This is a genomic window from Citrobacter amalonaticus (assembly GCF_018252635.1).
Lineage (GTDB): Bacteria > Pseudomonadota > Gammaproteobacteria > Enterobacterales > Enterobacteriaceae > Citrobacter_A > Citrobacter_A amalonaticus_E.
In genome coordinates this window covers 477,139-503,720 of the sequence record NZ_JAGTXM010000002.1, presented here as the reverse complement: position 1 = coordinate 503,720, position 26,582 = coordinate 477,139, and the positions used below count along the sequence as shown (strand labels likewise).

Genomic DNA, 26,582 nt, shown 5'->3' with positions numbered 1-26,582 from the left:
GCATTTTACGCTGATATACTCTAAATACGATATATATAAAACTATATAGCGTTGTTTAACTACTCAAATAATAACATCAATTTTGTTTTTTACTGTGAGCAAGCAGAGTGACCTATATGAAAACTAAGATCCCTGATGCCGTGATGGCAGCGGAGGTGAGCCGTCGCGGTTTGGTCAAAACAACGGCGATAGGCGGACTGGCGATGGCCAGCAGCGCGTTTACCCTGCCATTTACCCGTATCGCCAATGCTGCCGACGCACTGAGTCCGGCACAAGCCAGCGAAAAAGTCGTCTGGAGCGCCTGTACCGTAAACTGTGGGAGTCGTTGCCCGTTGCGCATGCACGTTGTGGATGGCGAAATCAAGTACGTTGAAACCGACAACACCGGTGATGACAACTACGATGGTTTACATCAGGTGCGCGCCTGTCTGCGCGGACGCTCCATGCGCCGTCGTGTCTATAACCCGGATCGTCTGAAATACCCGATGAAACGCGTTGGCAAACGCGGGGAAGGGAAATTCGAGCGTATCAGTTGGGATGAGGCTTACGACATCATCGCCAGCAACATGCAGCGTCTGATTAAAGACTACGGTAACGAGTCTATCTATCTTAACTACGGTACCGGTACGCTGGGCGGTACGATGACCCGCTCCTGGCCGCCGGGAAGTACTCTGGTGGCGCGTCTGATGAACTGCTGCGGCGGTTATTTGAACCACTATGGTGATTACTCTTCCGCACAAATTGCGGCGGGTCTGAACTACACCTACGGCGGTTGGGCCGATGGTAACAGTCCGTCTGACATCGAAAACAGTAAACTGGTGGTGCTGTTCGGTAACAACCCTGGCGAAACCCGCATGAGCGGCGGTGGGGTGACCTACTATCTGGAGCAGGCGCGACAGAAATCGAATGCCCGGATGATTATTATCGATCCGCGCTATACCGATACCGGGGCCGGTCGTGAAGATGAATGGATCCCAATTCGTCCGGGTACCGATGCGGCGCTGGTGAATGCGCTGGCTTACGTGTTGATTACTGAGAATATGGTCGATCAGCCGTTCCTCGATAAGTACTGCGTAGGTTACGACGAGAAGACCTTGCCAGCCAGTGCGCCGAAGAATGGTCACTATAAGGCCTATATTCTTGGACAGGGGAATGACGGTACGCCAAAAACGCCTGAGTGGGCGGCGCAAATTACCGGCATTCCGGCAGACCGTATTATCAAACTGGCGCGTGAAATCGGCAGTGCAAAACCGGCCTACATCAGCCAGGGCTGGGGACCGCAGCGCCACGCGAACGGCGAAATCGCTACCCGTGCCATCTCTATGCTGGCCATTCTGACCGGTAACGTTGGGATCAACGGCGGTAACAGCGGCGCACGTGAAGGTTCTTATGACCTGCCGTTTGTACGGATGCCAACGCTGGAAAACCCGATAGAAACCAGTATCTCCATGTTTATGTGGACCGATGCAATTGAACGTGGTCCGGAAATGACCGCCTTACGTGATGGCGTACGCGGTAAAGACAAACTCGACGTGCCGATTAAGATGATCTGGAACTACGCCGGTAACTGTCTTATCAACCAGCACTCAGAGATCAACCGCACACACGATATCCTGCAGGATGACAAAAAGTGCGAAATGATTGTCGTCATCGACTGTCACATGACGTCGTCGGCGAAGTATGCCGATATCCTGCTGCCGGACTGTACGGCTTCTGAGCAGATGGACTTTGCGCTGGATGCGTCCTGCGGGAATATGTCCTACGTGATTTTTGCCGATCAGGCCATCAAGCCGCGTTTTGAATGCAAAACCATCTATGAGATGACCAGCGAGCTGGCGAAGCGCCTGGGCGTTGAGCAGCAGTTTACTGAAGGGCGCACTCAGGAAGAGTGGATGCGTCATCTGTACGAGCAGTCGCGTAAAGCCATTCCGGATCTGCCGACCTTTGAGGCGTTCCGCAAGCAGGGCCTGTTTAAGCAGCGCGATCCAGAAGGGCATCACGTGGCCTATAAGGCGTTTCGTGACGATCCGCAGGCCAATCCATTGACCACGCCGTCGGGAAAAATCGAGATCTACTCGCAGGAACTGGCGGAGATTGCCGCTACCTGGGAACTGCCGGAAGGTGATGTCATCGATCCATTGCCAATCTATACGCCGGGATTTGAGAACTACAACGATCCGTTGACCAAAGACTACCCGCTACAGCTCACGGGCTTCCACTATAAATCTCGTGTTCACTCCACCTATGGAAACGTTGATGTGCTGAAAGCATCGTGCCGCCAGGAGATGTGGATTAACCCACTTGATGCACAAAAACGCAGTATCAACAATGGCGATAAAGTGCGCATTTTCAACGGTCGTGGAGAGCTACATATTGAGGCGAAAGTGACGCCGCGTATGATGCCGGGTGTGGTCGCGTTAGGTGAAGGGGCCTGGTATGACCCGGATACAAAACGCATTGACCAGGGCGGCTGTATCAACGTATTGACCACCCAGCGCCCGTCTCCTCTGGCGAAGGGAAACCCGTCGCATACGAACCTTGTTCAGGTTGAGAAGGTGTAAGGAGTAACCGATGACAACCCAGTATGGATTTTTTATTGATTCCAGCCGTTGCACCGGTTGTAAAACCTGCGAACTGGCCTGTAAAGATTACAAAGACTTAACCCCTGATGTCAGTTTCCGCCGCATTTATGAATACGCGGGCGGTGACTGGCAGGAAGACAACGGCGTCTGGCATCAGAACGTGTTTGCCTACTATCTGTCCATTGCCTGTAACCATTGTGAGGATCCGGCCTGTACTAAGGTCTGCCCGAGCGGGGCGATGCACAAACGGGAAGACGGTTTTGTGGTGGTCGATGAAGATGTCTGCATCGGCTGTCGCTATTGCCATATGGCCTGTCCGTACGGCGCGCCGCAGTACAATGCCGCCAAAGGCCACATGACCAAGTGCGATGGCTGTCATGACCGAGTCGCCGACGGTAAGAAACCGATCTGTGTCGAGTCCTGTCCGCTGCGTGCGCTGGATTTTGGTCCCATTGATGAACTGCGTAAGAAGCACGGTGAACTGGCGGCGGTTGCGCCGCTGCCAGGGGCACACTTCACGAAGCCGAGTATTGTGATCAAACCGAATGCCAACAGCCGCCCGACCGGGGATACCACCGGTTATCTGGCGAATCCGAAGGAGGTGTAAGATGGGAAGTGGATGGCACGAGTGGCCGCTGATGATCTTCACGGTCTTCGGACAATGTGTGGTCGGTGGCTTTATTGTTCTGGCGCTGTCGCTGATGAAGGGCGAACTGCGGGCGGAAACGCAGCAGCGAGTGATTACCTGTATGATTGCTCTTTGGGTGCTGATGGGGATTGGCTTTATCGCGTCTATGCTGCACCTCGGCTCGCCAATGCGGGCGTTTAATTCGCTCAACCGCGTAGGGCCGTCGGCGCTGAGTAATGAAATTGCCAGCGGTTCAATTTTCTTTGCGGTGGGTGGCATTGGCTGGCTGCTGGCGATGATGAAAAAGCTTTCGCCAGCATTGCGTAACCTGTGGTTGCTGATCACCATGATTCTGGGCGTACTTTTTGTCTGGATGATGGTGCGCGTCTACAACAGCATTGATACCGTACCGACCTGGTACAGCATCTGGACGCCGCTGGGTTTCTTCCTGACGTTGTTTATGGGAGGACCATTGCTAGGGTATTTGCTGCTGCGCGTGGCGGGTGTGGACGGTTGGGCGATGCGCCTGCTGCCTGCGGTCTCACTGTTGGCGTTGGTGGTGAGCGCCATCATGTCGGTAATGCAGGGCGCTGAACTGGCGGCAATACACAGTTCTATCCAGCAGGCCTCTGCGTTGGTACCAGAGTATGGTTCGTTGATGGCCTGGCGTATTGTGGTTCTGGCGCTGGCGTTGTGCTGCTGGATTGTCCCGCAGTTAAAAGGTTATCAGCCTGCCGTTCCTTTACTTTCAGTAGCATTTGTTCTGTTGCTGGTCGGTGAGCTGATTGGTCGTGGCGTGTTCTACGGTCTGCATATGACTGTCGGTATGGCGGTCGCCAGTTAAATGAGTGACCGGGGCCAACGCCCCGGTTTTTTTATTTCTGTTTGGTTAACGTATCGTAGCTGGTCATCAGGTTGCGGTAATCAGGAATATGGTTGGAGAACAGCGTCGCCAGCCCCTCAATGTCGTTGCGCCAGTCACGGTGCAATTCACACGCTACGCCAAACCATGTCATGAGCTGAGCGCCGGCCTGAGACATACGATCCCACGCGGAATGGCGGGTTATTTCGTTAAACGTCCCTGAGGCATCGGTCACCACAAATACGTCAAAACCCTCTTCGATGGCGGAGAGTGCCGGGAAGGCCACGCACACTTCGGTCACGACACCCGCGATGATGAGCTGTTTTTTCCCCGTCGCTTTCACCGCTTTGACAAAGTCTTCGTTATCCCAGGCGTTAATATTGCCCGGACGCGCAATGTAGGGAGCATCAGGAAACTGTGCTTTTAATTCGGGAACCAGCGGGCCGTTTGGACCTGTTTCAAAACTGGTGGTAAGAATGGTAGGTAACTTGAAATATTTGGCTAAATCGCCCAGAGCGAGCACGTTGTTTTTAAACTTATCGGGGTCGATATCCCTGACCAGTGAGAGCAATCCGGCCTGGTGATCCACCAGAAGAACTGCTGCGTCGTTTTTATCGAGACGAACATAAGGCTTGGTCATTCTCTTCTCCTTTCCATTGTCTGCCAACCACCCGAAATCATTCAGGCATATGTGGGTCATTCAAAGCATAGAACGGAAAAAAAATGTTGCCGCGACTATGAGATTTTTCAACTGAGCGAAAAGGAACTCTTTTGCGTTAAATCAATAAAAACAGCAGTATGGGATAGTTAGGTCATCAATAATTCATATTCTTAATCAATAAATTCAATCGAGGCGCGTGAACCCCCGCCACACGGCGATTTCAGCCGATTGACAATGTTTTTGTTAGTGGCATGATGCGCGTGAAATTTGAACTTCCTCACGGTTTATACTCATGTCCACCTATACCCGACCCGTCATGCTTTTGCTGGCTGGTCTGCTTCTGCTGACCCTGGCGATTGCGGTGCTGAACACGCTCGTCCCGCTTTGGCTCGCCCAGGAAAACCTGCCGACGTGGCAGGTGGGTATTATCAGTTCGTCCTATTTCACCGGGAACCTGGTGGGGACACTGCTGACAGGACAGTTAATCAAGCGACTTGGTTTTAACCGAAGCTACTACATTGCGTCGCTGATCTTTGCCGCCGGCTGCGTAGGTCTGGGTGTCATGGTCGGTTTCTGGAGCTGGCTGGCCTGGCGTTTTGTTGCGGGCGTGGGCTGCGCGATGATCTGGGTTGTCGTCGAAAGTGCGCTGATGTGCAGCGGGACGTCACGAAACCGTGGCCGTCTGCTGGCGGCCTACATGATGGTTTATTACGTGGGGACGTTCCTCGGTCAACTGCTGGTCAGTAAAGTATCGACGGAATTGATGAGCGTGTTGCCGTGGGCAACAGGACTGATTCTGGCGGGAATTTTACCGCTGCTCTTTACCCGCATCCTGAATCAACAGGCTGAAGAACACAGCGCCACACCGATTACTTCTATGCTGAAACTGCGTCAGGCGCGGCTGGGCGTGAATGGTTGCATCATCTCCGGGATTGTACTGGGTTCGCTTTATGGCCTGATGCCGCTCTATCTCAACCATCAGGGAATGAGCAACGCCAGCATTGGTTTCTGGATGGCGGTATTGGTCAGTGCAGGCATTCTTGGGCAGTGGCCTATCGGGCGTCTGGCGGACAAGTATGGCCGACTGTTGGTATTACGTGTCCAGGTGTTTGTGGTGATCCTGGGGAGTATGGCGATGCTAAGCCAGGCGGCAATGGCACCCGCGCTTTTCATTCTGGGGGCGGCGGGCTTTACGCTTTACCCGGTGGCGATGGCATGGGCTTGTGAAAAAGTGGAACATCACCAACTGGTGGCGATGAATCAGGCGCTGTTGCTGAGTTACACCGTAGGCAGTCTGTTAGGGCCGTCTTTTACGGCCATGTTGATGCAGAATTACTCCGACAATCTCCTGTTTATCATGATTGCCAGCGTCTCATTTATTTACTTACTGATGCTGTTGCGCAACGCCGGGCATACACCTAATCCGGTTGCCCACATATAAAACACATCAAACGGTATGTGAGGCTATATTTCCTGCATACCGCATATGTCTGGACATTGTGATCGCTCAGCGCATTTTTAGCGTCGAATGAAGCTGTGTCTGACTGGTGATATGGGTCAGTTGCTGTAAACGATCGGCCTCATCCAGCCAACATACCAGTGATTGAATCATTTCAATATGTTGAGTGCTATTGGCTGCCGCCAGGACAATGATTAGCCGCACGTCAGGATGTTCCGGGAAAGGGACGGCTTCTTTCAGACATAGAAGGGAGAGACATGTTTCACTGCCGATCACGCCTTCTTCCGGGCGGGCATGTGGCAGAGCAAATTCCGGGCTTAAGATGTACCATGGCCCATGTTGTTCTGTCTCGCGGATGATCGCCTGTGTGTAGCTGGACGTAATTGCTCCCAGTTGTTCCAGAGGCTGGCAGGCCAGCGTTATTGCTTCCTGCCAGGATTTGCATTGTTCACAGAACTGACAGGCAGAAAATAGTGTCGGTGTCATTGCGTTTTCCTTATCGCAGATGGCAGACCGCAAAACGGTCTGCCTACCTGAACTATTTAAGCGCCTCACAAAGCGCGGCCGCTGAAATCCCATATTTGTCTTTCAGCTGGCGACTATTGCCGGATTCCGTGAATGTGTCTCGTGTTCCCAGGCGGATTAATTTAGCGCTCAATCCTTCTTCCGCTATCACTTCAGCCACCTGGCCGCCTAGCCCACCATTAATCGTGTGATTCTCAATCGTTGCAATCAATGGGCAGTCGGTAATCAACTGTAAAAAGCGCTGGCGGTTAAACGGTTTTAACGTTGCGACGTGAATTAACTTGCCCTGTTTCCCCTGCGCGCTTAGCTGAGCGTACCCCGAACTTGCCTGTTCCAGAACCGTCCCTTCATAAAGAATGGCGAAGTCATTGCCGGCGTTCTCTACTGCGTCGATATCGGATATGCGAGGAACGACAGATTTATCGCGCACGGGCATCGGTTCTCTGGCAACCCGGATGTAGACAGGGCCAGGTATATTAACTGCCTGCTCAAATGCGGCTTCAATTTCCTCTGCGTCAGCAGGAGTCAGGATCGTGATTCCTGGCAACACGCGGGTCAGGGCCAGATCTTCCAACGCATGATGCGAAGCACCATCCGGGCCATCATCCATACCAGGGTGGCTGCCGACCAGTTTAATGTTCGCTTTTGCATAACAGGCCTGTCGTAGCTGTGTCCAGGCAGTACCGGTGACGAACATCGCGAAGTTGACGTAGAACGGAATATTTCCTTCCAGCGCCTGGCCTGTGGCGAAACTCATCGCGGAACCTTCAGCAATACCCATTTCAAAGAACGATTCGGGCCAGGCCTTTTGAAATTGATCGGTACGGGTGGAGCTTGCCAGATCGCTGTCGATAACGACAACAGGATAGCCTTTCGCCTTCAGAGCGAGTAGGGCATTGCCAATTTCATCGCGTGGTGCTCTCATGACTGTAATTCCTCCATTGCCTGCTGATATTGCTCTGCGCTTGGGGTTTTAGAATGCCAGTCCCCATTATTTTCCATATAGCTCACACCGCTACCTTTAGTGGTATGGGCAATAATCGCGACCGGCTTACCTTTCAGATGACGTGAGAGCATTAGCGTGTCGGCAACCTGGTGCATGTCATTACCATTTTGCAGCTCCAGTACGTGCCAGCCAAAATTACGGATTTTGTCGGCAAGCGGTTCAAGGTTGATGACCTCATTGACTGGATCGTGTGAGGAAAAACCGTTGTAATCGATAATCGCGACCAGGTTATCCATTCGCATATGACCAGCCTGTTGCAGCGACTCCCAAATCTGGCCTTCATGCATTTCGCCATCACCGATAATGGCGAAAACACGATGAGGATCCTGGACACGTTTTTTTGCGGCAGCCATCCCGAGAGCCACCGAAAGACCCTGGCCCAGCAGTCCGGTTGTGGCATCCACATCAGGAATTGACTTCACGCTTGGATGGCCTTGTAGACGTGAGTTGATCTGGCGAAAGGTATTAAATTCGCTGCGTGCGATTTTCCCCAACTGGTACAACATGGCGTACTGAGCAGCGACCGCATGACCTTTACTCATCACCACCCGTGTACGGGGATACTCATTCAGATTGACCTCCTGATGATAAATCCAGGTCAGAATGTCAATAATGGAGAGTGCACCGCCGGGATGACCAATACCTGATTCGTAAATCATGGAGACAATATCGCGGCGGGCTGCGCGCGCATGAGATTTCAGTTCATCAATATTCATGTTGACTCCTTATTATCAGGGCAGCATTTTGCCGATGTAGTACACCACGAGACCCAGTGCAACAAAATCGGTCTCCGGGAAGCTGGTGCCGGAGAGACCGACGGACTCCATGATGGGATAAATAAGCGCAGGTCCAACGCCGATGAGAATGCCGGTAATAAAACTGCCCGCCACAGCACCTTTCCAGCCGCCAGAGGCGTTACCGAAGACGGCGGCAGTTGCACCAATGAAGAAATAGGGGATGGCGACCGGAATAATTACCGTTTGCCCAATCAGAGCAAGCACGCCCATTACGACCAGCCCGCCGACAAACGAGGAGATAAATCCAAGCACCGTTGCCGTTGGCGCATAGGGAAAGACGACCGGGCAGTCGAGTGCTGGTTTAGCGTTGGGAATGAACTTCTCCGAAATCCCTAAAAATGCCGGGACGATTTCTGACAGGAGCAAGCGCACCCCGGTAATGATGATGTAGAGTGAAGCGGTAAACGTCAGCGATTGGAAAAGCGGATAAACCAGCCAGTGCATGCCGCCTGCCACGGCTGTGACTGCCGCTTTTCCGGCTGCCAGCGCCGCAATGTAATAGAAAATACTGACTGAAATAGAGACCGAGACAATATAGTCTTTAAAAATACCCAGCCATCCAGGCAGGTTAAGTTTCTCCGTTGACTCTTTAGGATCCCCAACCTTTGAGCCGATCCAGCCTGAGGCGGCATACGCCAGCGTGACGTAGTGACCCATAGCGATTTCATCATTACCGGTGATCTTTCGCATCCAGGGTTGGGCGATGGCTGGATAAATACAGGCTGCAAGTCCCAGCAACACAGAACCGACGATAATCGTAATGCCATCACTATAACCCAGCGCTTTCAATGTGACGGTGAGTAAAGCAGAGAGATAAAGGTTATGTTGCCCGGTCAAAAAAATGTACTTGAACGGTGTTATGCGGGCAAATAACAGGTTCCAGCCAAAACCAATAACCATAATCAGAGAGACGCACATGGCAAATTTGGTCTGAGCCAGACCGGTTAGCGCTTCCGCCAGCGGCATTACTCCTTTAAGTCCAAATCCATCGCTAAAAAGCGTCTGAAAATTACCCAACGAGGTGACTGCAAGTCCTGCGCCACCAGCAAAGACCAGAAAGCCAACAATGGTTTTAAAGGTGCCAGAGAGTACTTTTTCAATCGGTTTGCGCTGGATTAGCAGACCGATTAATGCAATAAATCCAACTAAAAGTGGGGTTACACCCAGAATGTCGAATACAATAAACCTGAGGAGATCCATATTGCCTCCGGGAGAGGTTAGTTGCCTTGAATGACGCTGGTGAGCGCGGTTTCCATTTCTTCGCTGTTCATCAAGTCGGTTATACCGATAGCTTTGAATCCAGCGGCTTCGATTTCATCGGTGAGATCGCGCATGGTGATAACAAAATCGATCTCTTGCCAGGTGGCGAGGCCCGATAAAACATCGTGTTCGAGTTCAACATCCCAGCCATGCTTATCGATGATTTTCTGCGCTTTGATTTTGAGCATTAAGGAGCTGCCCATGCCAGTGCGACAGACAATAAGACCTTTCATTTTCTTTCTCCTGTATTGTAAAAATAATTATTTTTCTTTTATGTGTAAGCGAAAAAAATTATTATCCTTGCAGGAAGAGAAAGATGTGATTGTGTTTGCATTTTGAGCAAAAAGGCGAAAAATGAGTCATATTAATACTAACTTGCTGATAAATATCAGGAATGAGGCAAGTGAGCTCAGCCCCATTCTGGAAAAGGTAGGCCGTTTTGTGACGGAGAATCCCGACTTTGTGATGCGGCACACAATTACTGAGTTGGCGGATTCGATCGAAACGAGCGAGGGTAGTATTACGCGCTTTTGCCGGGCATTTGGATTTAAAGGTTTCTCCGATTTCAGAACTGCTCTTGCTCTCGAGCAAGGCGCTGCCCGTCCTGAAGAGCAGGGACAAGAGGAGATCTCTGCCGTTGTAGCAAGCATTCGTGACAGTCATGCCATCATCAACACTCAGGAGTTACAGGCCGCAGCAGCCTGGCTCAACCAGGTGAATAACGTCGCTATTTATGCCGTCGGTACGGCGGTGCCGGTCGCGCTCTTTTTGCAGATGAACCTGATCAAGATGGGTAAGGCGGCGAGTTTTGTTGAACGTTTTTACCTGACAACGTCTTCCATCATGGTTGAGCCACAGAGTCAGGGGATCATTGTGGTTCACACTGAACAGACATCGGCAGATATGATGCAGGCGTTGGCACTGGCAAAACAGCAGGGAGCGAAAATTCTTTCGCTCACGCGAGGAACCTTCGCACCTTTGGGGCGTCTCTCAGACTGGAATTTACAGGCCGCAGTGGCGCTAAAGGGAGAGGGGGAGTATGGGTTCGCTGAAATCGCAGGTGCAATGATGGTGGCGGACAAATTACTCAATGCGCTTGAGGAACAAGATGAGCGCTATGCGGAGTGCCGTAAAGCCCATCAGAAGAGTATCTTCTCGATCGAGAGCGTAGCTAATAAGCTGTCTGAGTATTTTATGTCCTGAGACGTCTCTCCAGGCGGTACCGGTTTTCAGAACGGTTAGTGTTAACGCTGGGTAAGCAGTGCGCTGTCGAAATAAAAACACAGAACGTGATTGTGTCTGCGGTATCGTCTTCGCTGTACAAATCACGGAACGTCGGTCCAGCGTCAGCCCGGACCGACGTGATGCAGGGCGTAAAAGTAAGAGCGAATTCCCTATCGCAAACATTTGCCCATGCGTTATTTCAGGGGATATCAATACATCACTTTGTGACCATACTGCTCAAGGATGCCCTTGACGCGCTCCATGGTCTCTTTCTTCGGTGGGTGTACGCCGTCCAGTTTGTACTCTTCACCCATCGCCACCCATTTGTGTTTACCCAGCTCGTGATAGGGCAGAAGCTCGATTTTTTCAACGTTGCCCATGTCGCGGGTGAATTCACCCAGGCGGTGTGCCGAATCGTCATCGTCCGACCAGCCAGGCACGACGACGTAACGGATCCAGACGTTGATGTTTTTATTTGACAGATAGCGCGCAAACTCCAGCGTACGGTGATTGGACACGCCGACCAGATTCTGGTGAATCTCATCGTTCATCTGTTTGAGATCGAGCATCACCAGATCGGTGACTTCCAGCAATTCATCAATCACCGGATCGTAACGACGGACAAACCCATTGGTATCCAGGCAGGTATGAATACCTTCTTGCTTACAGGCGCGGAACCAGTCTCGCACAAATTCTGCTTGTAGAATGGCTTCACCACCTGACGCGGTAACGCCACCGCCGGAAGCATTCATAAAATGGCGATAGGTCACGACCTCTTTCATCAGCTCTTCAACGGTGACTTCTTTACCGCCATGCGTATCCCATGTATCGCGGTTATGGCAATACAGGCAGCGCATCAGGCAACCCTGGAAGAATGTGATAAAGCGGATGCCCGGGCCGTCAACGGTACCACAGGATTCAAAGGAGTGAATGCGACCAATAACTGACATTGCGGTGTTTCTCCAGATGTGGCCCATCCGGGGCCGTGTTGGTGCACAGCTCAGTGGCTGTGTCGAGTCTGTTTTGGCGGTTACCCATTGAGTATAGATAGCTGACAAAACAGGCTGTGTTGGGAAACGACCTGTTAAAAAGGCCCCACTGACGTGGAGCCTTTATTGTACGCCTTTTAACGCGTGATTTCAGTCAAAACACATTACATGGTCTGAGTGAAGGTACGGGTAATAACATCCTGCTGCTGTTCTTTCGTCAGGGAGTTAAAACGTACTGCGTAACCGGATACACGGATGGTCAACTGCGGATATTTTTCCGGATGTTCCATCGCGTCCAGCAGCATTTCACGGTTCATGACGTTCACGTTCAGGTGCTGACCACCTTCGATGGACGCTTCGTGATGGAAGTAACCATCCATCAGGCCCGCCAGGTTGGTTTTACGAACTTCGTCGTCTTTACCCAGTGCGTTCGGTACGATAGAGAAGGTGTAAGAGATACCATCTTTCGCGTAAGCAAACGGCAGTTTAGCAACGGAGGTCAGAGAGGCAACCGCACCTTTCTGGTCACGACCGTGCATCGGGTTAGCACCTGGTCCGAACGGCGCGCCAGCACGACGACCATCTGGGGTGTTACCGGTTTTCTTACCATACACAACGTTAGAGGTGATGGTCAGAACAGACTGAGTCGGGATAGCGTCACGGTAGGTTTTCAGTTTCTGAATTTTCTTCATGAAACGTTCAACCAGGTCAACCGCCATGTCATCAACGCGCGCGTCGTTGTTACCAAACTGCGGGTATTCGCCTTCGATTTCGAAGTCGATAGCCAGACCGTCTTCGTCACGAATCGGTTTAACTTTCGCATATTTGATTGCAGACAGGGAGTCAGCGGCAACGGACAGACCTGCGATACCACACGCCATGGTGCGGATAACGTCACGGTCATGCAGCGCCATCAGAGAGGCTTCGTAGCTGTACTTGTCGTGCATGTAGTGAATCACGTTCAGCGCGGTGACATACTGTTTAGCCAGCCAGTCCATGAAGTGATCCATACGATCCATCACTTCGTCGAAGTTCAGGACGTCGCCTTTGATCGGTTCAGATTTCGGACCAACCTGCATTTTCAGTTTTTCATCAACGCCGCCGTTGATTGCGTACAGCATGGTTTTCGCCAGGTTTGCACGCGCACCGAAGAACTGCATTTGTTTACCAACGATCATTGGGCTTACGCAGCAAGCGATAGCGTAGTCATCGTTGTTGAAGTCCGGACGCATCAGGTCATCGTTCTCATACTGCAGAGAAGACGTATCGATAGACACTTTAGCGGCGAATTTCTTGAAGTTCAGAGGCAGTTTTTCAGACCACAGAACGGTGATGTTCGGCTCCGGAGACGGCCCCATGGTGTACAGGGTGTTCAGGAAGCGGAAGCTGTTTTTGGTAACCAGAGTACGACCATCAACACCCATACCACCGATAGATTCGGTTGCCCAAATCGGGTCGCCGGAGAACAGCTCATCATATTCCGGCGTACGCAGGAAGCGAACCATACGCAGTTTCATGACCAGGTGGTCAATCATTTCCTGAGCGTCTTGCTCTGTGATTTTGCCTGCTTTCAGGTCACGTTCGATGTATGCATCCAGGAAGGTGGACACACGACCGAAGGACATTGCCGCGCCGTTCTGAGATTTAACAGCAGCCAGGTAGCCGAAGTAAGTCCACTGAATAGCTTCCTGAGCGTTGGTTGCCGGACCGGAGATATCACAGCCATATTTAGCCGCCATCTCTTTGATCTGACCCAGCGCACGGTGCTGTTCAGCAATTTCTTCACGCAGACGGATAGTCGCTTCCAGGTTTACGCCGTTTTCCAGGTCAGACTGCAGGGAAACGAACTGCGCGTATTTGTCTTTCATCAGGAAGTCGATACCGTACAGCGCAACGCGACGGTAGTCACCGATGATACGGCCACGGCCATATGCATCTGGCAGACCAGTCAGAACACCGGATTTACGGCAGTTCAGAATGTCTTTGGTGTAAACATCGAAAACGCCCTGGTTGTGGGTTTTACGATATTCAGTGAAGATTTTTTTCAGCATTGGGTCCAGCTCGCGGTTATACGCTTTGCAGGAACCTTCAACCATTTTGATACCACCGAACGGGATGATCGCACGTTTCAGCGGAGCTTCAGTTTGCAGACCAACGATCTTCTCAAGGGCTTTGTTGATATAGCCTGCGTCGTGAGAAGTGATGGTGGAAGCAACAGAGGTGTCAAAGTCAACAGGCGCGTGAGTGCGGTTTTCCTGTTTAACGCCTTCCATCACGCTGTCCCACAGTGCAGTGGTCGCATCAGTCGCGCCAGCCAGGAAGGACTCGTCACCCTCGTACGGAGTGTAGTTTTTCTGAATGAAGTCACGGACGTTTACTTCATTCTGCCAGTCACCTTTGGTAAAACCTTCCCAGGCTGTGGCTAACTTTTCATTAAGCTCGGACATGTAACACCTACCTTCTTAAGTGGATTTTTTATTTACTGCGTGTGGCGGTCATCAGAGATTAATGATGATCGTTATCACGCAGATAAATGACCCAGTATGTCAACCCAACCAACAAACCCCCACCGATAATATTACCGATCGTAACCGGAATCAGGTTATCAGTGATGAAGTTCATCGCGGTCAGGTGAGAAAAATTTTCCGGCGTCGAGCCAACTGCGCTCCAGAACTCCGGTGTTGCGAGATCACGGATTACAATACCCATCGGGATCATAAACATGTTTGCGATACTGTGCTCAAAACCGCTGGCAACAAACATCGCAACCGGTAATACCATGATAAACGCTTTATCCATCAGGCTACGGCCTGAGTAGCTCATCCATACGGCCAGACAGACCATCAGGTTTGCGAGGATACCGAGACTGACGGCTTCAACAAAAGTATGGTGCATTTTGTGGTCGGCGGTTTGCAGGACGTTCATTCCCCACTGGCCGTTGGCGACCATATATTCGCCTGAAAGCCACATCAATAGCACAAAGAGCAAGCAACCAATCAGGTTACCAAAATAGACGTTGAGCCAGTTTTTTGCCAACTGACCCCAGGTGATACGGCCACTGGCTTTGGCAACGACAATCAACACGGTTGACGTAAAGAGGTCCGCACCGCAGATGACGCAAAGAATCAACCCCAGAGAGAAGCAGATACCGCCAATCAGTTTCGCCATACCAAAGGGCATCGCACCTGTACCGGTCGTTGCAGTGATATAGAAAACAAAGGCGATTGAAATGAACACACCGGCAGTAATTGCCAGGAAGAAAGTCTTAAGCGGATGTTTCGTTGCTTTATAGACACCTGCCTCTTCGGCCACTTTGGCCATCGCTGCAGGAAGTAAAAGATCAAAAGGGTTGTCAGCTTTCACACTAACTCTCTCTTTATTAAGTCGGCGACGAGATACTAACAAAGCATTATAGATGAGAAATTGATGTAGATCATATCTCGCCTGGCTTATAGGCCCGCAATACGCATGGTTTTTATGCAATTACGGAGTAATTAATTGATTAATATGATAAAAATAAATTTTAATTTTTAGCAAATGAGTTGAAAATTTTCCTTCCTGCGTCTGTTAGCCAGTTAATTAATATGGAGTAATTGACTGATAAAGTAACAACTAGCTATTAAGCTGTGTAATATCAACTACCAATATTTAACCTTGTTATTACATTTATTTTTGGATATTCAAAAATAAGTAAAACGGGGCGCTTAGTGCGCCCCGTAATATAGCTCAGACGATTATTTAAACCTACTCAGTGTAGGCTAATTGTCTTTATTTTGACCAAAATAAAGATTTTGCGCGCTGTAACTTTTCATAGGCCTTCAACAGCGACTGGTGTGACGCAAATGCGTGCAGATCGCTGTCAACCGGCTGCAGACCATAGAAAGCTGCTTCACCGCTCAACGCCGCGCTGGCTGCCTCTACGGCATCGGCGCCATACATGCGGACAAACGCGTTCAGATATTGCAGCGGTTCGCGTTCTTCTTCCTGTGACAACAGCAACAGTGTCTGCAGACAGCGGTAATAATTTGCCCGCTCAGCACTAAAGATCGACGTATTAAATTCCATCGTCCATTCGGTCCAGATCAGCGCCTGTTCCAGATCGCCACCCGCCAGCGCCAGCATCGCTTTCAGCTCGCCAATACGCAATGTGTACCAGCCGTTATCCGAACCGGTTGCCAGACCTAACAATTCACGCACGCGGGTGAAATCATCAAACCCTTCTTCATCTAACTGCGTAATCAGGTTGAGATAGTCTTCTTTATCCCAGCGACTGTTCGGCAGCGAGAGCAGTGTTTCGCGCAGATGGGCGCCCATGCTGTTGTTCGCCAGCCACAGATCTTCAGCAGGATAAATATCAGACATTCCCGGAACGATGATTCGGCAGGCGTAGACGCCGAGATGCTCGTAATCGGCGATGTACACTTCTTTATCTTCTGCGTTGAAGATCGCCATTAGGGTGGCAAACTCTTCTTCTGTAGTACCTGAGAAACGCCAGTCAACGAACGGGTAGTCGGCATCCTGCTTAAACAGATCCCAGGAGATCAGACCGCTGGAATCAATGAAGTGCGTTTCCAGATTGGTATGTTCAGCCACTTCTTCATCGTCAAAGGTCGGCGGCGTAAAGACGTCGAGATCTTTCAGACCTCGGCCCTGCAGCAGCTCCGTCACGGTACGTTCCAGTGCGACGCCGAAATCAGGATGCGCGCCGAAAGAGGCGAAGCAGGTGCCGTTAGCCGGATTGAACAGCACGACGCAGATCACCGGATACTGACCGCCCAACGAACCGTCGTAGGCAAAGATCGGGAAGCCTTCTGCTTCCAGTGTTGCGATGGATTCGACTACCGCAGGATAGCGTGCAAGCACATCGGCCGGAATTTCTGGCAGGCTGATGCTTTCAGCGATAATGCGGTTTTTCACGTAACGTTCGAAAACTTCAGACAGCCCCTGCACGCGCGCTTCATTACGGGTGTTACCGGCGGACATCCCGTTAGAAACATACAGGTTGCCGATGATATTCATCGGGATATAAACGGTCTGGTTATCTGACTGGCGGGTAAATGGCAGGCCGCAGATACCACGTTCTTCATTGCCAGACTGCAGATCGATCAGCATGCTGCCGGTCAGTTCGTTCTCTGGATCATAAAAAGCACGCAGACGCGCATCCAGCAGACCGTCCGGTACGTCGTCACTTTCGGTCAGTGGGAACCATTTCTCGTTCGGGTAATGCACGAACGGACCGTTGGCGAGCGTTTCCCCCAGCCAGAAATCGGCAAAGAAATAGTTTGTCGACAGACGCTCAAAATATTCGCCCAGCGCAGAGGCCAGTGCGGCTTTTTTCGTTGCCCCTTTACCGTTGGTAAAGCACAGCGCGCACTCTTTGTCGCGAATGTGCACGGACCAGACGTTCGGCACCGGATTCAGCCACGAGGCTTCTTCAATATGGAATCCGAGATCGAGCAGTTTCTGCTGGAAGCGAGCGATGGAATCTTCCAGTGCGGCGTCTTTGCCGGGAATAAATGTTTGCGTCATGAAAATCACTTTTGTCGTACGGAAAGCGCGCAATGATACGGGTTTTATGTGACTGACGCTATCGCCGCCATGGACACGGCGTAAATAAAAGTTTTGGCTATGCTTGTAGGCAGTGATCCACCATAAGAGCATAAAAATGAAAGCGTTTGATTTACAACGGATGGCACTCGATAAAGTGCCGATGGAATTCCTCGCTGAAGTGGCTTTACGCAGTCTGTATACCTTCGTGCTGGTCTATTTGTTTCTCAAGCTCACAGGACGACGCGGCGTGCGACAGATGTCGCTCTTCGAAGTGCTGATTATTTTAACGCTGGGGTCGGCGGCGGGCGACGTGGCTTTTTATGATGATGTCCCGATGTTGCCAGTACTGGTGGTCTTCATTACCCTCGCGCTGCTGTACCGTCTGGTGATGTGGCTGATGGCACGCAGTGAAAAACTGGAAGATTTACTGGAAGGTAAGCCAGTCGTGATTATTGAAGATGGTGAACTGGCGTGGGAAAAACTGAACCAGTCAAATATGACCGAGTTCGAGTTTTTCATGGAGTTGCGACTAAATGGCGTTGAACAACTGGGACAGGTGCGCCTGGCGATCCTTGAAACGAATGGTCAGATCAGCGTTTATTTCTTTGAAGACAGTGAGGTAAAGCCTGGCTTAAGCATTTTGCCGAAGTATTGTACGCAACGTTATAAAGTCGTTCCTGAAGCGGGAGATTATTCCTGTGTGCGATGCAGTGAAGTGATCACAATGAAAGCCGGCGATCGTCAGGCATGTCCGCGGTGTAAAAATCCAGAATGGTCGAAGGCCAGTCGGGCAAAACGGGTCGTTTGACAGCAAAAATATCGGTCTTTTATCGTCAATCCCGAAGATTCTGTTGTGTGAGCGAACGCTCATTTTTACTCTGGTTAGTTTTAGCCATTGCGGCGCGTGTCACTGAATGATAAAACCGATATCCACAGGAATAACTTATACCCAATCTCTGTTCATGTACGAAAAGAGATTGGGTGAATAACAACGCAACGTGGTGAGGGGAAATGGCTCAGGTCTTCAATTTTAGTTCAGGTCCGGCAATGTTACCGGCAGACGTGCTCAAACTGGCTCAAAAGGATCTTTGTGACTGGAACGGTCTTGGTACGTCCGTCATGGAAGTGAGTCACCGCGGCAAAGAATTCATCCAGGTTGCAGAAGAGGCGGAACAGGATTTTCGCGATCTGTTGAATATCCCCTCCAATTACAAAGTGTTGTTTTGTCACGGCGGCGGTCGCGGCCAGTTTTCCGCCATTCCGCTGAACATTCTGGGCGACAAAACCACGGCCGATTACGTTGACGCGGGTTATTGGGCCGCCAGCGCGGTCAAAGAAGCGAAGAAATACTGCACCCCGAATGTCATTGATGCCAAAGTCACCATCGACGGCAAGCGCGGCGTTAAGCCGATGAGCGAGTGGCAGCTTTCAGATGGCGCGGCGTATCTGCATTACTGCCCGAACGAAACCATCGACGGTATTGCGATTGATGAAACGCCTGATTTTGCGTCTGATGTTGTAGTGACTGCCGATTTCTCCTCAACCATCCTGTCCGCACCGTTAGAGGTTTCTCGCTATGGCATCATCTACGCCGGCGCACAGAAGAATATTGGCCCGGCGGGGCTGACAATTGTCATTGTGCGCGAAGATTTGCTGGGCAAGGCCAATATCGCGTGTCCGTCTATTCTCGATTACACCGTCCTGAACGACAATGACTCCATGTTCAACACGCCACCGACTTTCGCCTGGTATCTTTCTGGCCTGGTGTTTAAATGGCTGAAAGCCAACGGCGGTGTGGCGGCGATGAATAAAATCAATCAGCAAAAAGCGGAGCTGCTGTACGGTGTGATTGATAAAAGCGATTTCTACCGTAACGATGTGGCAACCGCGAATCGTTCGCGCATGAACGTGCCGTTCCAGTTGGCGGACAGCGCGCTGGATAAAGTCTTCCTGGAAGAATCTTTTGCTGCCGGTCTGCATGCGCTGAAAGGCCATCGCGTGGTAGGGGGGATGCGCGCTTCTATTTATAACGCGATGCCGCTGGAAGGGGTTAAAGCGCTTGCCGATTTCATGACTGATTTCGAGCGCCGTCGCGGCTAATCTGGTGTCTCTTTTCATCCCCACAGCCTTGTCTGTGGGGTTTTTATTTCTGTCTTTTGAGAGTTGAGTTTCATGGAATCCCTGACGTTACAACCCATCGCACGGGTCGATGGCACGATTAATCTGCCGGGCTCGAAGAGCGTATCTAACCGCGCGCTGTTACTGGCGGCATTAGCACATGGCACCACAGAGCTGACCAACCTGTTAGACAGCGATGACGTTCGCCATATGCTCAACGCGTTGAACGCGTTAGGGATTCATTACACCCTATCTGAGGACCGCACTCGCTGTGAGATCACTGGCAACGGTGGTCCGCTGCATGCTGAAGGCGCTTTAGAGCTGTTTCTTGGCAATGCCGGAACGGCGATGCGACCACTGGCTGCCGCGCTGTGCCTGGGTGAGAACGACATTGTTTTGACCGGCGAACCGCGAATGAAAGAACGCCCGATTGGTCATCTGGTGGATGCACTGCGTCAGGGCGGGGCAAATATTGCGTATCTGGAGCAGGAAAACTACCCGCCGCTTCGACTGCGTGGCGGATTTGCCGGCGGACAGGTTGAGGTTGATGGTAGCGTCTCCAGCCAGTTTCTCACCGCGTTGTTGATGACGGCTCCGCTGGCGCCGCAGGATACGGTAATAAGTATCAAAGGCGATCTGGTGTCGAAACCGTATATCGATATCACGCTGAACCTGATGAAAACCTTTGGCGTTGAGATAGAGAACCAGCGCTATCAGCGCTTCGTAGTCAAAGGTGGTCAGCAATACCACTCTCCGGGCCACTATCTGGTTGAAGGGGATGCTTCATCGGCATCCTATTTCCTCGCGGCAGGTGCCATTAAAGGCGGAACGGTGAAAGTGACCGGGATTGGCCGTAACAGCATGCAGGGCGATATTCGTTTTGCCGATGTGCTGGAGAAAATGGGCGCGACCGTAACCTGGGGGGACGACTTTATCGCCTGTACCCGTGGTGAACTTAACGCCATTGATATGGACATGAACCACATTCCGGATGCGGCGATGACCATTGCCACTACTGCGTTGTTTGCGAAAGGTACTACGACGCTACGTAACATCTATAACTGGCGCGTGAAAGAGACCGACCGTCTGTTTGCGATGGCGACCGAACTGCGTAAGGTGGGGGCAGAGGTGGAAGAGGGGCATGATTTCATTCGCATTACACCTCCAGCCCAACTGACGTTTGCTGAAATTGGTACCTACAACGATCACCGCATGGCGATGTGTTTCTCGCTGGTGGCACTTTCTGACACGCCGGTCACCATCCTTGACCCGAAATGTACCGCTAAAACCTTCCCGGACTATTTCGAGCAGTTAGCGCGTATCAGTACGTCTGCCTGAACAACGTAAAACAATGTCATCTTTCGGGCTGGTTTCTCTCCAGCCCGCTATAATTGCGCAATTATTCTTCATTCGATTACAGACAAAACCGGTTTTTGCACACAGTGTTAACGATTGTGGACGTTGGCGCGTATAATGCGCGGCGTTTACGTTAACAGACGCCTGTTTAAGGAGATAAAGATGACGGCAATTGCCCCGGTAATTACCATTGATGGCCCAAGCGGTGCAGGAAAAGGCACCTTGTGCAAAGCGATGGCGGAAGCATTGCAATGGCATCTGTTGGACTCTGGCGCAATCTATCGCGTGCTGGCTCTGGCGGCACTGCACCATCATGTTGATGTCGCCTCAGAAGACGCGCTGGTTCCGCTGGCAACGCATCTTGATGTTCGCTTTGTCTCAACCGACGGAAATCTCGAAGTGATCCTGGAAGGGGAAGACGTCAGCGGTGAAATCCGCACGCAGGAAGTCGCCAATGCAGCCTCTCAGGTCGCCGCATTCCCTCGTGTGCGTGAAGCGCTGCTGCGTCGTCAACGTGCGTTCCGCGAAGCGCCGGGATTGATCGCTGATGGACGTGATATGGGGACGGTGGTTTTCCCGGATGCGCCGGTCAAAATTTTCCTTGACGCCTCCTCGGAAGAACGTGCGCATCGCCGTATGCTACAGTTGCAGGAGAAGGGCTTTAGTGTTAACTTTGAACGCCTTTTGGCCGAGATCAAAGAACGCGACGATCGCGACCGAAACCGTGCTGTAGCGCCGCTGGTTCCTGCTGCTGATGCTTTAGTTTTAGATTCCACACGATTAAGCATTGAGCAAGTGATTGAAAAAGCGCTACAATACGCGCGCCAAAAACTGGCACTCGCTTAAAAGCGACCGAATTTGCAGTACCCCCGTTGCAACGGAATGACAGCGGGTATGTTAAACAACCCCATCCGGCATGGAGCCAGGTGGACGTTAAATATGAAACCTGAAGATTAAACATGACTGAATCTTTTGCTCAACTGTTTGAAGAATCCTTAAAAGAAATCGAAACCCGTCCGGGTTCCATCGTTCGCGGTGTTGTTGTTGCTATCGACAAAGACGTTGTTCTGGTTGATGCAGGCCTGAAATCTGAATCTGCAATTCCCGCAGAGCAGTTCAAGAACGCAGCCGGCGAACTGGAAATCCAGGTGGGCGACGAAGTTGATGTTGCTCTGGATGCAGTAGAAGACGGCTTCGGTGAAACACTGCTGTCTCGTGAAAAAGCGAAACGTCACGAAGCATGGATCACGCTGGAAAAAGCTTACGAAGATGCTGAAACTGTTACCGGTGTTATCAACGGCAAAGTTAAGGGCGGCTTCACTGTTGAGCTGAACGGTATTCGTGCGTTCCTGCCAGGTTCACTGGTAGACGTTCGTCCGGTGCGCGATACGCTGCACCTGGAAGGCAAAGAGCTTGAATTCAAAGTCATCAAGCTGGATCAGAAGCGCAACAACGTTGTTGTTTCTCGTCGTGCCGTGATCGAATCCGAAAACAGCGCAGAGCGCGATCAGCTGCTGGAAAACCTGCAGGAAGGCATGGAAGTTAAAGGTATCGTTAAGAACCTCACTGACTACGGTGCATTCGTTGATCTGGGTGGCGTTGACGGCCTGCTGCACATCACCGATATGGCATGGAAACGCGTTAAGCATCCGAGCGAAATCGTAAACGTTGGCGACGAAATCACTGTTAAAGTGCTGAAGTTCGACCGTGAACGTACCCGTGTATCTCTGGGCCTGAAACAGCTGGGCGAAGATCCGTGGGTCGCTATCGCTAAGCGTTATCCGGAAGGTACCAAACTGACTGGTCGCGTGACCAACCTGACCGACTACGGCTGCTTCGTTGAAATCGAAGAAGGCGTTGAAGGCCTGGTTCACGTTTCCGAAATGGACTGGACCAACAAAAACATCCACCCGTCCAAAGTGGTTAACGTTGGCGACGTCGTGGAAGTGATGGTTCTGGATATCGACGAAGAACGTCGTCGTATCTCCCTGGGCCTGAAGCAGTGCAAATCTAACCCATGGCAGCAGTTCGCGGAAACCCACAACAAGGGTGACCGTGTTGAAGGTAAAATCAAGTCTATCACTGACTTCGGTATCTTCATCGGCCTGGACGGCGGCATCGACGGCCTGGTTCACCTGTCTGACATCTCCTGGAACGTTGCAGGCGAAGAAGCAGTTCGTGAATACAAAAAAGGTGACGAAATCGCAGCAGTTGTTCTGCAGGTTGATGCAGAGCGCGAGCGTATCTCTCTGGGTGTTAAACAGCTGGCAGAAGATCCGTTCAACAACTGGGTTGCACTGAACAAGAAAGGCGCAATCGTAAACGGTAAAGTGACTGCAGTTGACGCGAAAGGCGCAACCGTAGAACTGGCTGATGGCGTTGAAGGTTACCTGCGCGCTTCTGAAGCATCCCGTGACCGCGTTGAAGACGCTACCCTGGTTCTGAGCGTGGGTGACGACGTTGAAGCTAAATTCACCGGCGTTGACCGTAAGAACCGTGCAATCAGCCTGTCTGTTCGTGCTAAAGACGAAGCTGATGAGAAAGATGCCATCGCAACTGTTAACAAACAGGAAGATGCAAACTTCTCCAACAACGCAATGGCTGAAGCTTTCAAAGCAGCTAAAGGCGAGTAATTCTTTGAAACTTCGGGAGGTTTCGTCCCGAAGTCAGATGAGAATACTTGACAGATTATAGAATTCGTTCTGTAATCAATGACAAAGGGCGGCTACGGCCGCCCTTAATCAATGCAACAGCAGCAGCTTATTGGAACCGGAGGAATCATGACCAAGTCAGAATTGATTGAAAGACTTGCCACTCAGCAATCTCATATTCCCGCGAAAGCGGTTGAAGATGCAGTCAAAGAGATGCTGGAGCATATGGCCTCGACTCTTGCACAGGGCGAGCGTATTGAAATCCGCGGTTTCGGCAGCTTTTCTTTGCACTACCGTGCACCACGTACCGGGCGTAACCCGAAGACTGGCGATAAAGTGGATCTGGAAGGAAAATATGTTCCGCACTTTAAGCCGGGTAAAGAACTGCGCGATCGCGCCAATATTTACGGTTAAGTTTTTCGCAAAACATAACCTCAGAAAAGCACCTTTATGGTGCTTTTTTCTTGCCTGTTATTCAGCCCTGGAATGCCGCTCGCATTTCATGTTGCACAGTGTCGGGTGGCGATGAAAATCGCGGAATCATGGCCGTAAATCCCTCATCCTCTTCCTGACAATCCCGGTTCAGACCTGCACACTTCTGCCAACACGGAGGTGTGTATGAAATTAACCACGGTCAGTCTGTGTGCATTAGGGGGGATTTTTCCCTTATTTTTGCTCCCTGCGCTGCCGGGAGCATGGGTCATTAGTATCTTGTTTGCGCTGGCCTGTCTGCTCGGTCTGTTCCGCTGGAAAGTCACGCAGTGCGCCGGGCTTCTCCTGCTGTTTTTTCTCTGGGGCGTCATGGCAGCGAAACAATCGCTGTGGGCGGGAAATATGTTGCCTGGCGCCACGCAGGAGGCCATCGTTAAGCTTACGTCCACGGATAACATGACCACACATACCGGGCTGATCACGCATCTTAATGGGCATCGGCTTTTTCCTGCTGTAGGCATTGTGCTTTACAACCAGTATTTGCCGATAGCGCCGTGCGCGGGGCAACGTTGGGCGATGACGTTGAAAATTCGCGCCATCCATGGCGAGTTGAACGATGGCGGATTTGATAGTCAGCGTTATGCCATGGCACAGCATCAGCCGCTCACTGGCCGTTTTTTGCAGGCAAAGATTGTCGACAGTAAATGCAGTTGGCGAGCCCGCTATCTCGCCTCGTTAACGGCATCTCTGGAAAAGTATCCCTGGCAGCAGGTGATCCTGGGACTGGGGATGGGGGAACGCCTGCTGGTGCCACAGGAGATCAAATCGATCATGCGTGATACCGGTACAGCGCATCTGATGGCGATTTCTGGCTTGCATATCGCTTTTGCCTCTTTACTGGCGGCCGCTCTGATACGCAGCGTGCAGTTCCTGCTGCCGGTTGGTGCCATCTACTGGCAACATCCTGTAATTGGTGGACTTATTTTTGCTGCACTTTATGCCTGGTTGACCGGATTACAGCCTCCGGCGCTACGTACGGTGGTGGCAATGCTGGTGTGGGGGGCACTGAAATTAAGCGGGCGACAATGGAGTGGATGGTCAGTCTGGTGCTGCTGTCTGGCGGCTATTCTGGTTGTCGATCCCATCGCCGTGATCTCACAAAGCCTGTGGCTTTCGGCCTTTGCCGTTGCAGCTCTGTTGTTCTGGTATCAATGGTTTCCTTGTCCCACCTGGCCCTTATCTCGCGCCGGGCGCTTATTAGTTGAACTGGCACACCTGCAACTGGGTATTACCCTGTTGCTCCTGCCGCTACAAGTCGCACTGTTCCACGGCATCAGCTTGACGTCGTTCGTCGCGAATCTGTTTGCTGTCCCTCTGGTAACGCTTGTCAGTGTCCCGCTGATCCTCGCCGGAATGCTGGTCCATCTCACTGGCCCTCAGTTTCTTGAAAGTGGACTCTGGTATCTTGCCGATCGTTCGTTGGCCACGTTATTTTGGGCGCTGAATCATTTGCCTGCGGGGTGGATCAATGTGGATGCCCGCTGGCAATGGCTGGTCTTTGCGCCGTGGCTGATGCTACCGGGCTGGCGGTTTATCGCCTGGCGCGTGTTTCCGGGGCTTTGTCTGGCGACGCTGACATTATTGAGCTGTCCGTTCTGGAGTCCGGTGCGTAGTGACGCCTGGCAGGTGCATATGCTGGATGTCGGGCAGGGGCTGGCAATGGTTATCACCCGCAATGGCAAGGCGTTGCTCTACGATACCGGGCTGGCCTGGCCGGAAGGTGACAGCGCTCAGCAGATGATCATTCCGTGGCTGCGATGGCACCACTTGCAGCCAGAAGGGATTATTCTCAGCCATGAGCATCTCGACCATCGCGGTGGGCTACACTCTTTGCAGGCAACCTGGCCAACGCTATGGGTACGCAGTCCGTTAGGCTGGCAGGGGCATCTGCCATGTTATCGCGGTGAGACGTGGCAATGGCAGGGACTGCGTTTTAGCGTGCACTGGCCGGTGAAAGGAGAGCAGACCCAGGGGAATAACCACTCCTGCGTCGTAAAGATTGATGATGGTACGCACAGTATCCTGCTGACGGGCGATATAGAGTCCCCAGCGGAACTGAAAATGCTTAGTCATTACTGGCAGCACCTTTCAGCGACGGCAATTCAGGTGCCGCATCATGGCAGCAATACTTCGTCTTCACTGGCGTTACTTCAACGGGTTAGTGGTAAGGTGGCGCTGGTCTCCGCCTCACGCTATAACGCATGGCGACTGCCATCCTGGAAGGTGAAGCAGCGCTATCTGCAACAGGGTTACCGGTGGTGGGATACTCCGCATCAGGGGCAAATTTCGCTGGATTTTTCAACTCAGGGCTGGCAGGTCATCAGCCTGCGGGAGCAAATTTTACCTCGTTGGTATCATCAGTGGTTTGGCGTGTCAGACGATAACGGGTAGAATATGCGGCTATTTCAACAGATGCTGGTTT

22 protein-coding genes are annotated in these 26,582 nt (G+C 51.6%); 12 read left to right on the top strand and 10 right to left on the bottom strand.

From position 1 onward, the window contains the following. Positions 1–116 precede the first annotated feature (116 nt). From dmsA to KE671_RS06870, 3 genes are read left to right on the top strand one after another with little or no spacing between them, the layout of a single operon-like run. A complete protein-coding gene (gene dmsA / locus KE671_RS06880) occupies positions 117–2,561 on the top strand; it encodes a dimethylsulfoxide reductase subunit A (protein ID WP_206162299.1) in 2,445 nt (814 codons plus the stop codon). Between the two features lie 10 nt (positions 2,562–2,571). Beyond that, the gene (gene dmsB, locus KE671_RS06875) at positions 2,572–3,189 is read left to right on the top strand and encodes a dimethylsulfoxide reductase iron-sulfur subunit DmsB (protein WP_042319148.1); all 618 of its coding nucleotides are present in this window, start codon (positions 2,572–2,574) and stop codon (positions 3,187–3,189) included. A 1-nt stretch (position 3,190) separates the two neighbouring features. Then, a complete protein-coding gene (locus KE671_RS06870) occupies positions 3,191–4,054 on the top strand; it encodes a dimethyl sulfoxide reductase anchor subunit family protein (protein ID WP_206162298.1) in 864 nt (287 codons plus the stop codon). 31 nt (positions 4,055–4,085) lie between these two features. On the opposite strand, the gene ycaC is transcribed toward KE671_RS06870, so the two are convergent. Next, positions 4,086–4,712 carry an isochorismate family cysteine hydrolase YcaC gene (gene ycaC, locus KE671_RS06865; protein WP_102602156.1) on the bottom strand — a complete coding sequence of 209 codons (627 nt, stop codon included), beginning with the start codon at positions 4,710–4,712 and terminating at the stop codon, positions 4,086–4,088. Between the two features lie 313 nt (positions 4,713–5,025). On the opposite strand from ycaC, the gene KE671_RS06860 reads away from it, so the two are divergent. Beyond that, the gene (locus KE671_RS06860) at positions 5,026–6,174 is read left to right on the top strand and encodes an MFS transporter (protein ID WP_206162297.1); all 1,149 of its coding nucleotides are present in this window, start codon (positions 5,026–5,028) and stop codon (positions 6,172–6,174) included. Between the two features lie 66 nt (positions 6,175–6,240). Here KE671_RS06860 and KE671_RS06855 read toward each other — a convergent pair whose 3' ends face one another. Genes KE671_RS06855 through KE671_RS06835 form a run of 5 tightly spaced genes read right to left on the bottom strand, consistent with a single transcriptional unit; the run spans position 6,241 to position 10,013 of the window. Next, positions 6,241–6,678: a PTS sugar transporter subunit IIA gene (locus tag KE671_RS06855; RefSeq protein WP_206162296.1), complete on the bottom strand. Its 438-nt coding sequence runs from the start codon at positions 6,676–6,678 to the stop codon at positions 6,241–6,243. 52 nt (positions 6,679–6,730) lie between these two features. Then, positions 6,731–7,642 (bottom strand): transketolase family protein, encoded by a 912-nt coding sequence (locus KE671_RS06850; RefSeq protein WP_206162295.1) that lies wholly within the window; start codon positions 7,640–7,642, stop codon positions 6,731–6,733. Next, positions 7,639–8,439: a transketolase gene (locus KE671_RS06845; RefSeq protein ID WP_206162294.1), complete on the bottom strand. Its 801-nt coding sequence runs from the start codon at positions 8,437–8,439 to the stop codon at positions 7,639–7,641. Before KE671_RS06845 ends, KE671_RS06850 begins: the two co-directional genes overlap by 4 nt. A gap of 15 nt (positions 8,440–8,454) precedes the next feature. Continuing rightward, a complete protein-coding gene (locus tag KE671_RS06840; RefSeq protein WP_206162293.1) occupies positions 8,455–9,720 on the bottom strand; it encodes a PTS ascorbate transporter subunit IIC in 1,266 nt (421 codons plus the stop codon). A gap of 17 nt (positions 9,721–9,737) precedes the next feature. Then, on the bottom strand, positions 9,738–10,013 hold the full coding sequence (locus tag KE671_RS06835) for a PTS sugar transporter subunit IIB (protein WP_206162292.1): 276 nt from the start codon (positions 10,011–10,013) through the stop codon (positions 9,738–9,740). A 121-nt stretch (positions 10,014–10,134) separates the two neighbouring features. Here KE671_RS06835 and KE671_RS06830 point away from each other — a divergent pair, with 121 nt between their 5' ends. Beyond that, positions 10,135–10,983 (top strand): MurR/RpiR family transcriptional regulator, encoded by an 849-nt coding sequence (locus KE671_RS06830; RefSeq protein WP_206162291.1) that lies wholly within the window; start codon positions 10,135–10,137, stop codon positions 10,981–10,983. Positions 10,984–11,213: 230 nt separating this feature from the next. Here KE671_RS06830 and pflA read toward each other — a convergent pair whose 3' ends face one another. From pflA to ycaO, 4 genes are all read right to left on the bottom strand, one after another. Beyond that, complete coding sequence (gene pflA, locus KE671_RS06825; RefSeq protein ID WP_206162290.1) at positions 11,214–11,954, bottom strand: pyruvate formate lyase 1-activating protein; 741 nt, start codon at positions 11,952–11,954, stop codon at positions 11,214–11,216. A 203-nt stretch (positions 11,955–12,157) separates the two neighbouring features. Then, a complete protein-coding gene (gene pflB / locus KE671_RS06820; RefSeq protein ID WP_206162289.1) occupies positions 12,158–14,440 on the bottom strand; it encodes a formate C-acetyltransferase in 2,283 nt (760 codons plus the stop codon). A gap of 58 nt (positions 14,441–14,498) precedes the next feature. Further along, positions 14,499–15,356, bottom strand: coding sequence for a formate transporter FocA (focA, locus tag KE671_RS06815; protein WP_206162288.1), 858 nt, complete (start codon positions 15,354–15,356; stop codon positions 14,499–14,501). A gap of 405 nt (positions 15,357–15,761) precedes the next feature. Beyond that, positions 15,762–17,522 (bottom strand): 30S ribosomal protein S12 methylthiotransferase accessory factor YcaO, encoded by a 1,761-nt coding sequence (ycaO, locus tag KE671_RS06810; protein WP_206162287.1) that lies wholly within the window; start codon positions 17,520–17,522, stop codon positions 15,762–15,764. 136 nt (positions 17,523–17,658) lie between these two features. On the opposite strand from ycaO, the gene KE671_RS06805 reads away from it, so the two are divergent. The 7 genes from KE671_RS06805 (at position 17,659) to KE671_RS06775 (ending at position 26,551) form a co-directional block, all read left to right on the top strand. Then, on the top strand, positions 17,659–18,351 hold the full coding sequence (locus KE671_RS06805) for a DUF421 domain-containing protein (RefSeq protein ID WP_206162286.1): 693 nt from the start codon (positions 17,659–17,661) through the stop codon (positions 18,349–18,351). A gap of 203 nt (positions 18,352–18,554) precedes the next feature. Continuing rightward, entirely contained in the window at positions 18,555–19,643 is a 1,089-nt protein-coding gene (gene serC / locus KE671_RS06800; protein ID WP_206162285.1) for a 3-phosphoserine/phosphohydroxythreonine transaminase, read from the top strand. Between the two features lie 72 nt (positions 19,644–19,715). Next, a complete protein-coding gene (gene aroA / locus KE671_RS06795; protein ID WP_206162284.1) occupies positions 19,716–20,999 on the top strand; it encodes a 3-phosphoshikimate 1-carboxyvinyltransferase in 1,284 nt (427 codons plus the stop codon). Positions 21,000–21,179: 180 nt separating this feature from the next. Beyond that, on the top strand, positions 21,180–21,863 hold the full coding sequence (gene cmk / locus KE671_RS06790) for a (d)CMP kinase (protein ID WP_042320210.1): 684 nt from the start codon (positions 21,180–21,182) through the stop codon (positions 21,861–21,863). Between the two features lie 113 nt (positions 21,864–21,976). Next, a complete protein-coding gene (rpsA, locus tag KE671_RS06785) occupies positions 21,977–23,650 on the top strand; it encodes a 30S ribosomal protein S1 (RefSeq protein ID WP_042320207.1) in 1,674 nt (557 codons plus the stop codon). A 147-nt stretch (positions 23,651–23,797) separates the two neighbouring features. After that, positions 23,798–24,082, top strand: coding sequence for an integration host factor subunit beta (ihfB, locus tag KE671_RS06780; RefSeq protein WP_002463068.1), 285 nt, complete (start codon positions 23,798–23,800; stop codon positions 24,080–24,082). 204 nt (positions 24,083–24,286) lie between these two features. Next, positions 24,287–26,551: a ComEC family protein gene (locus KE671_RS06775; protein ID WP_206162283.1), complete on the top strand. Its 2,265-nt coding sequence runs from the start codon at positions 24,287–24,289 to the stop codon at positions 26,549–26,551. Positions 26,552–26,582 lie beyond the last annotated feature (31 nt).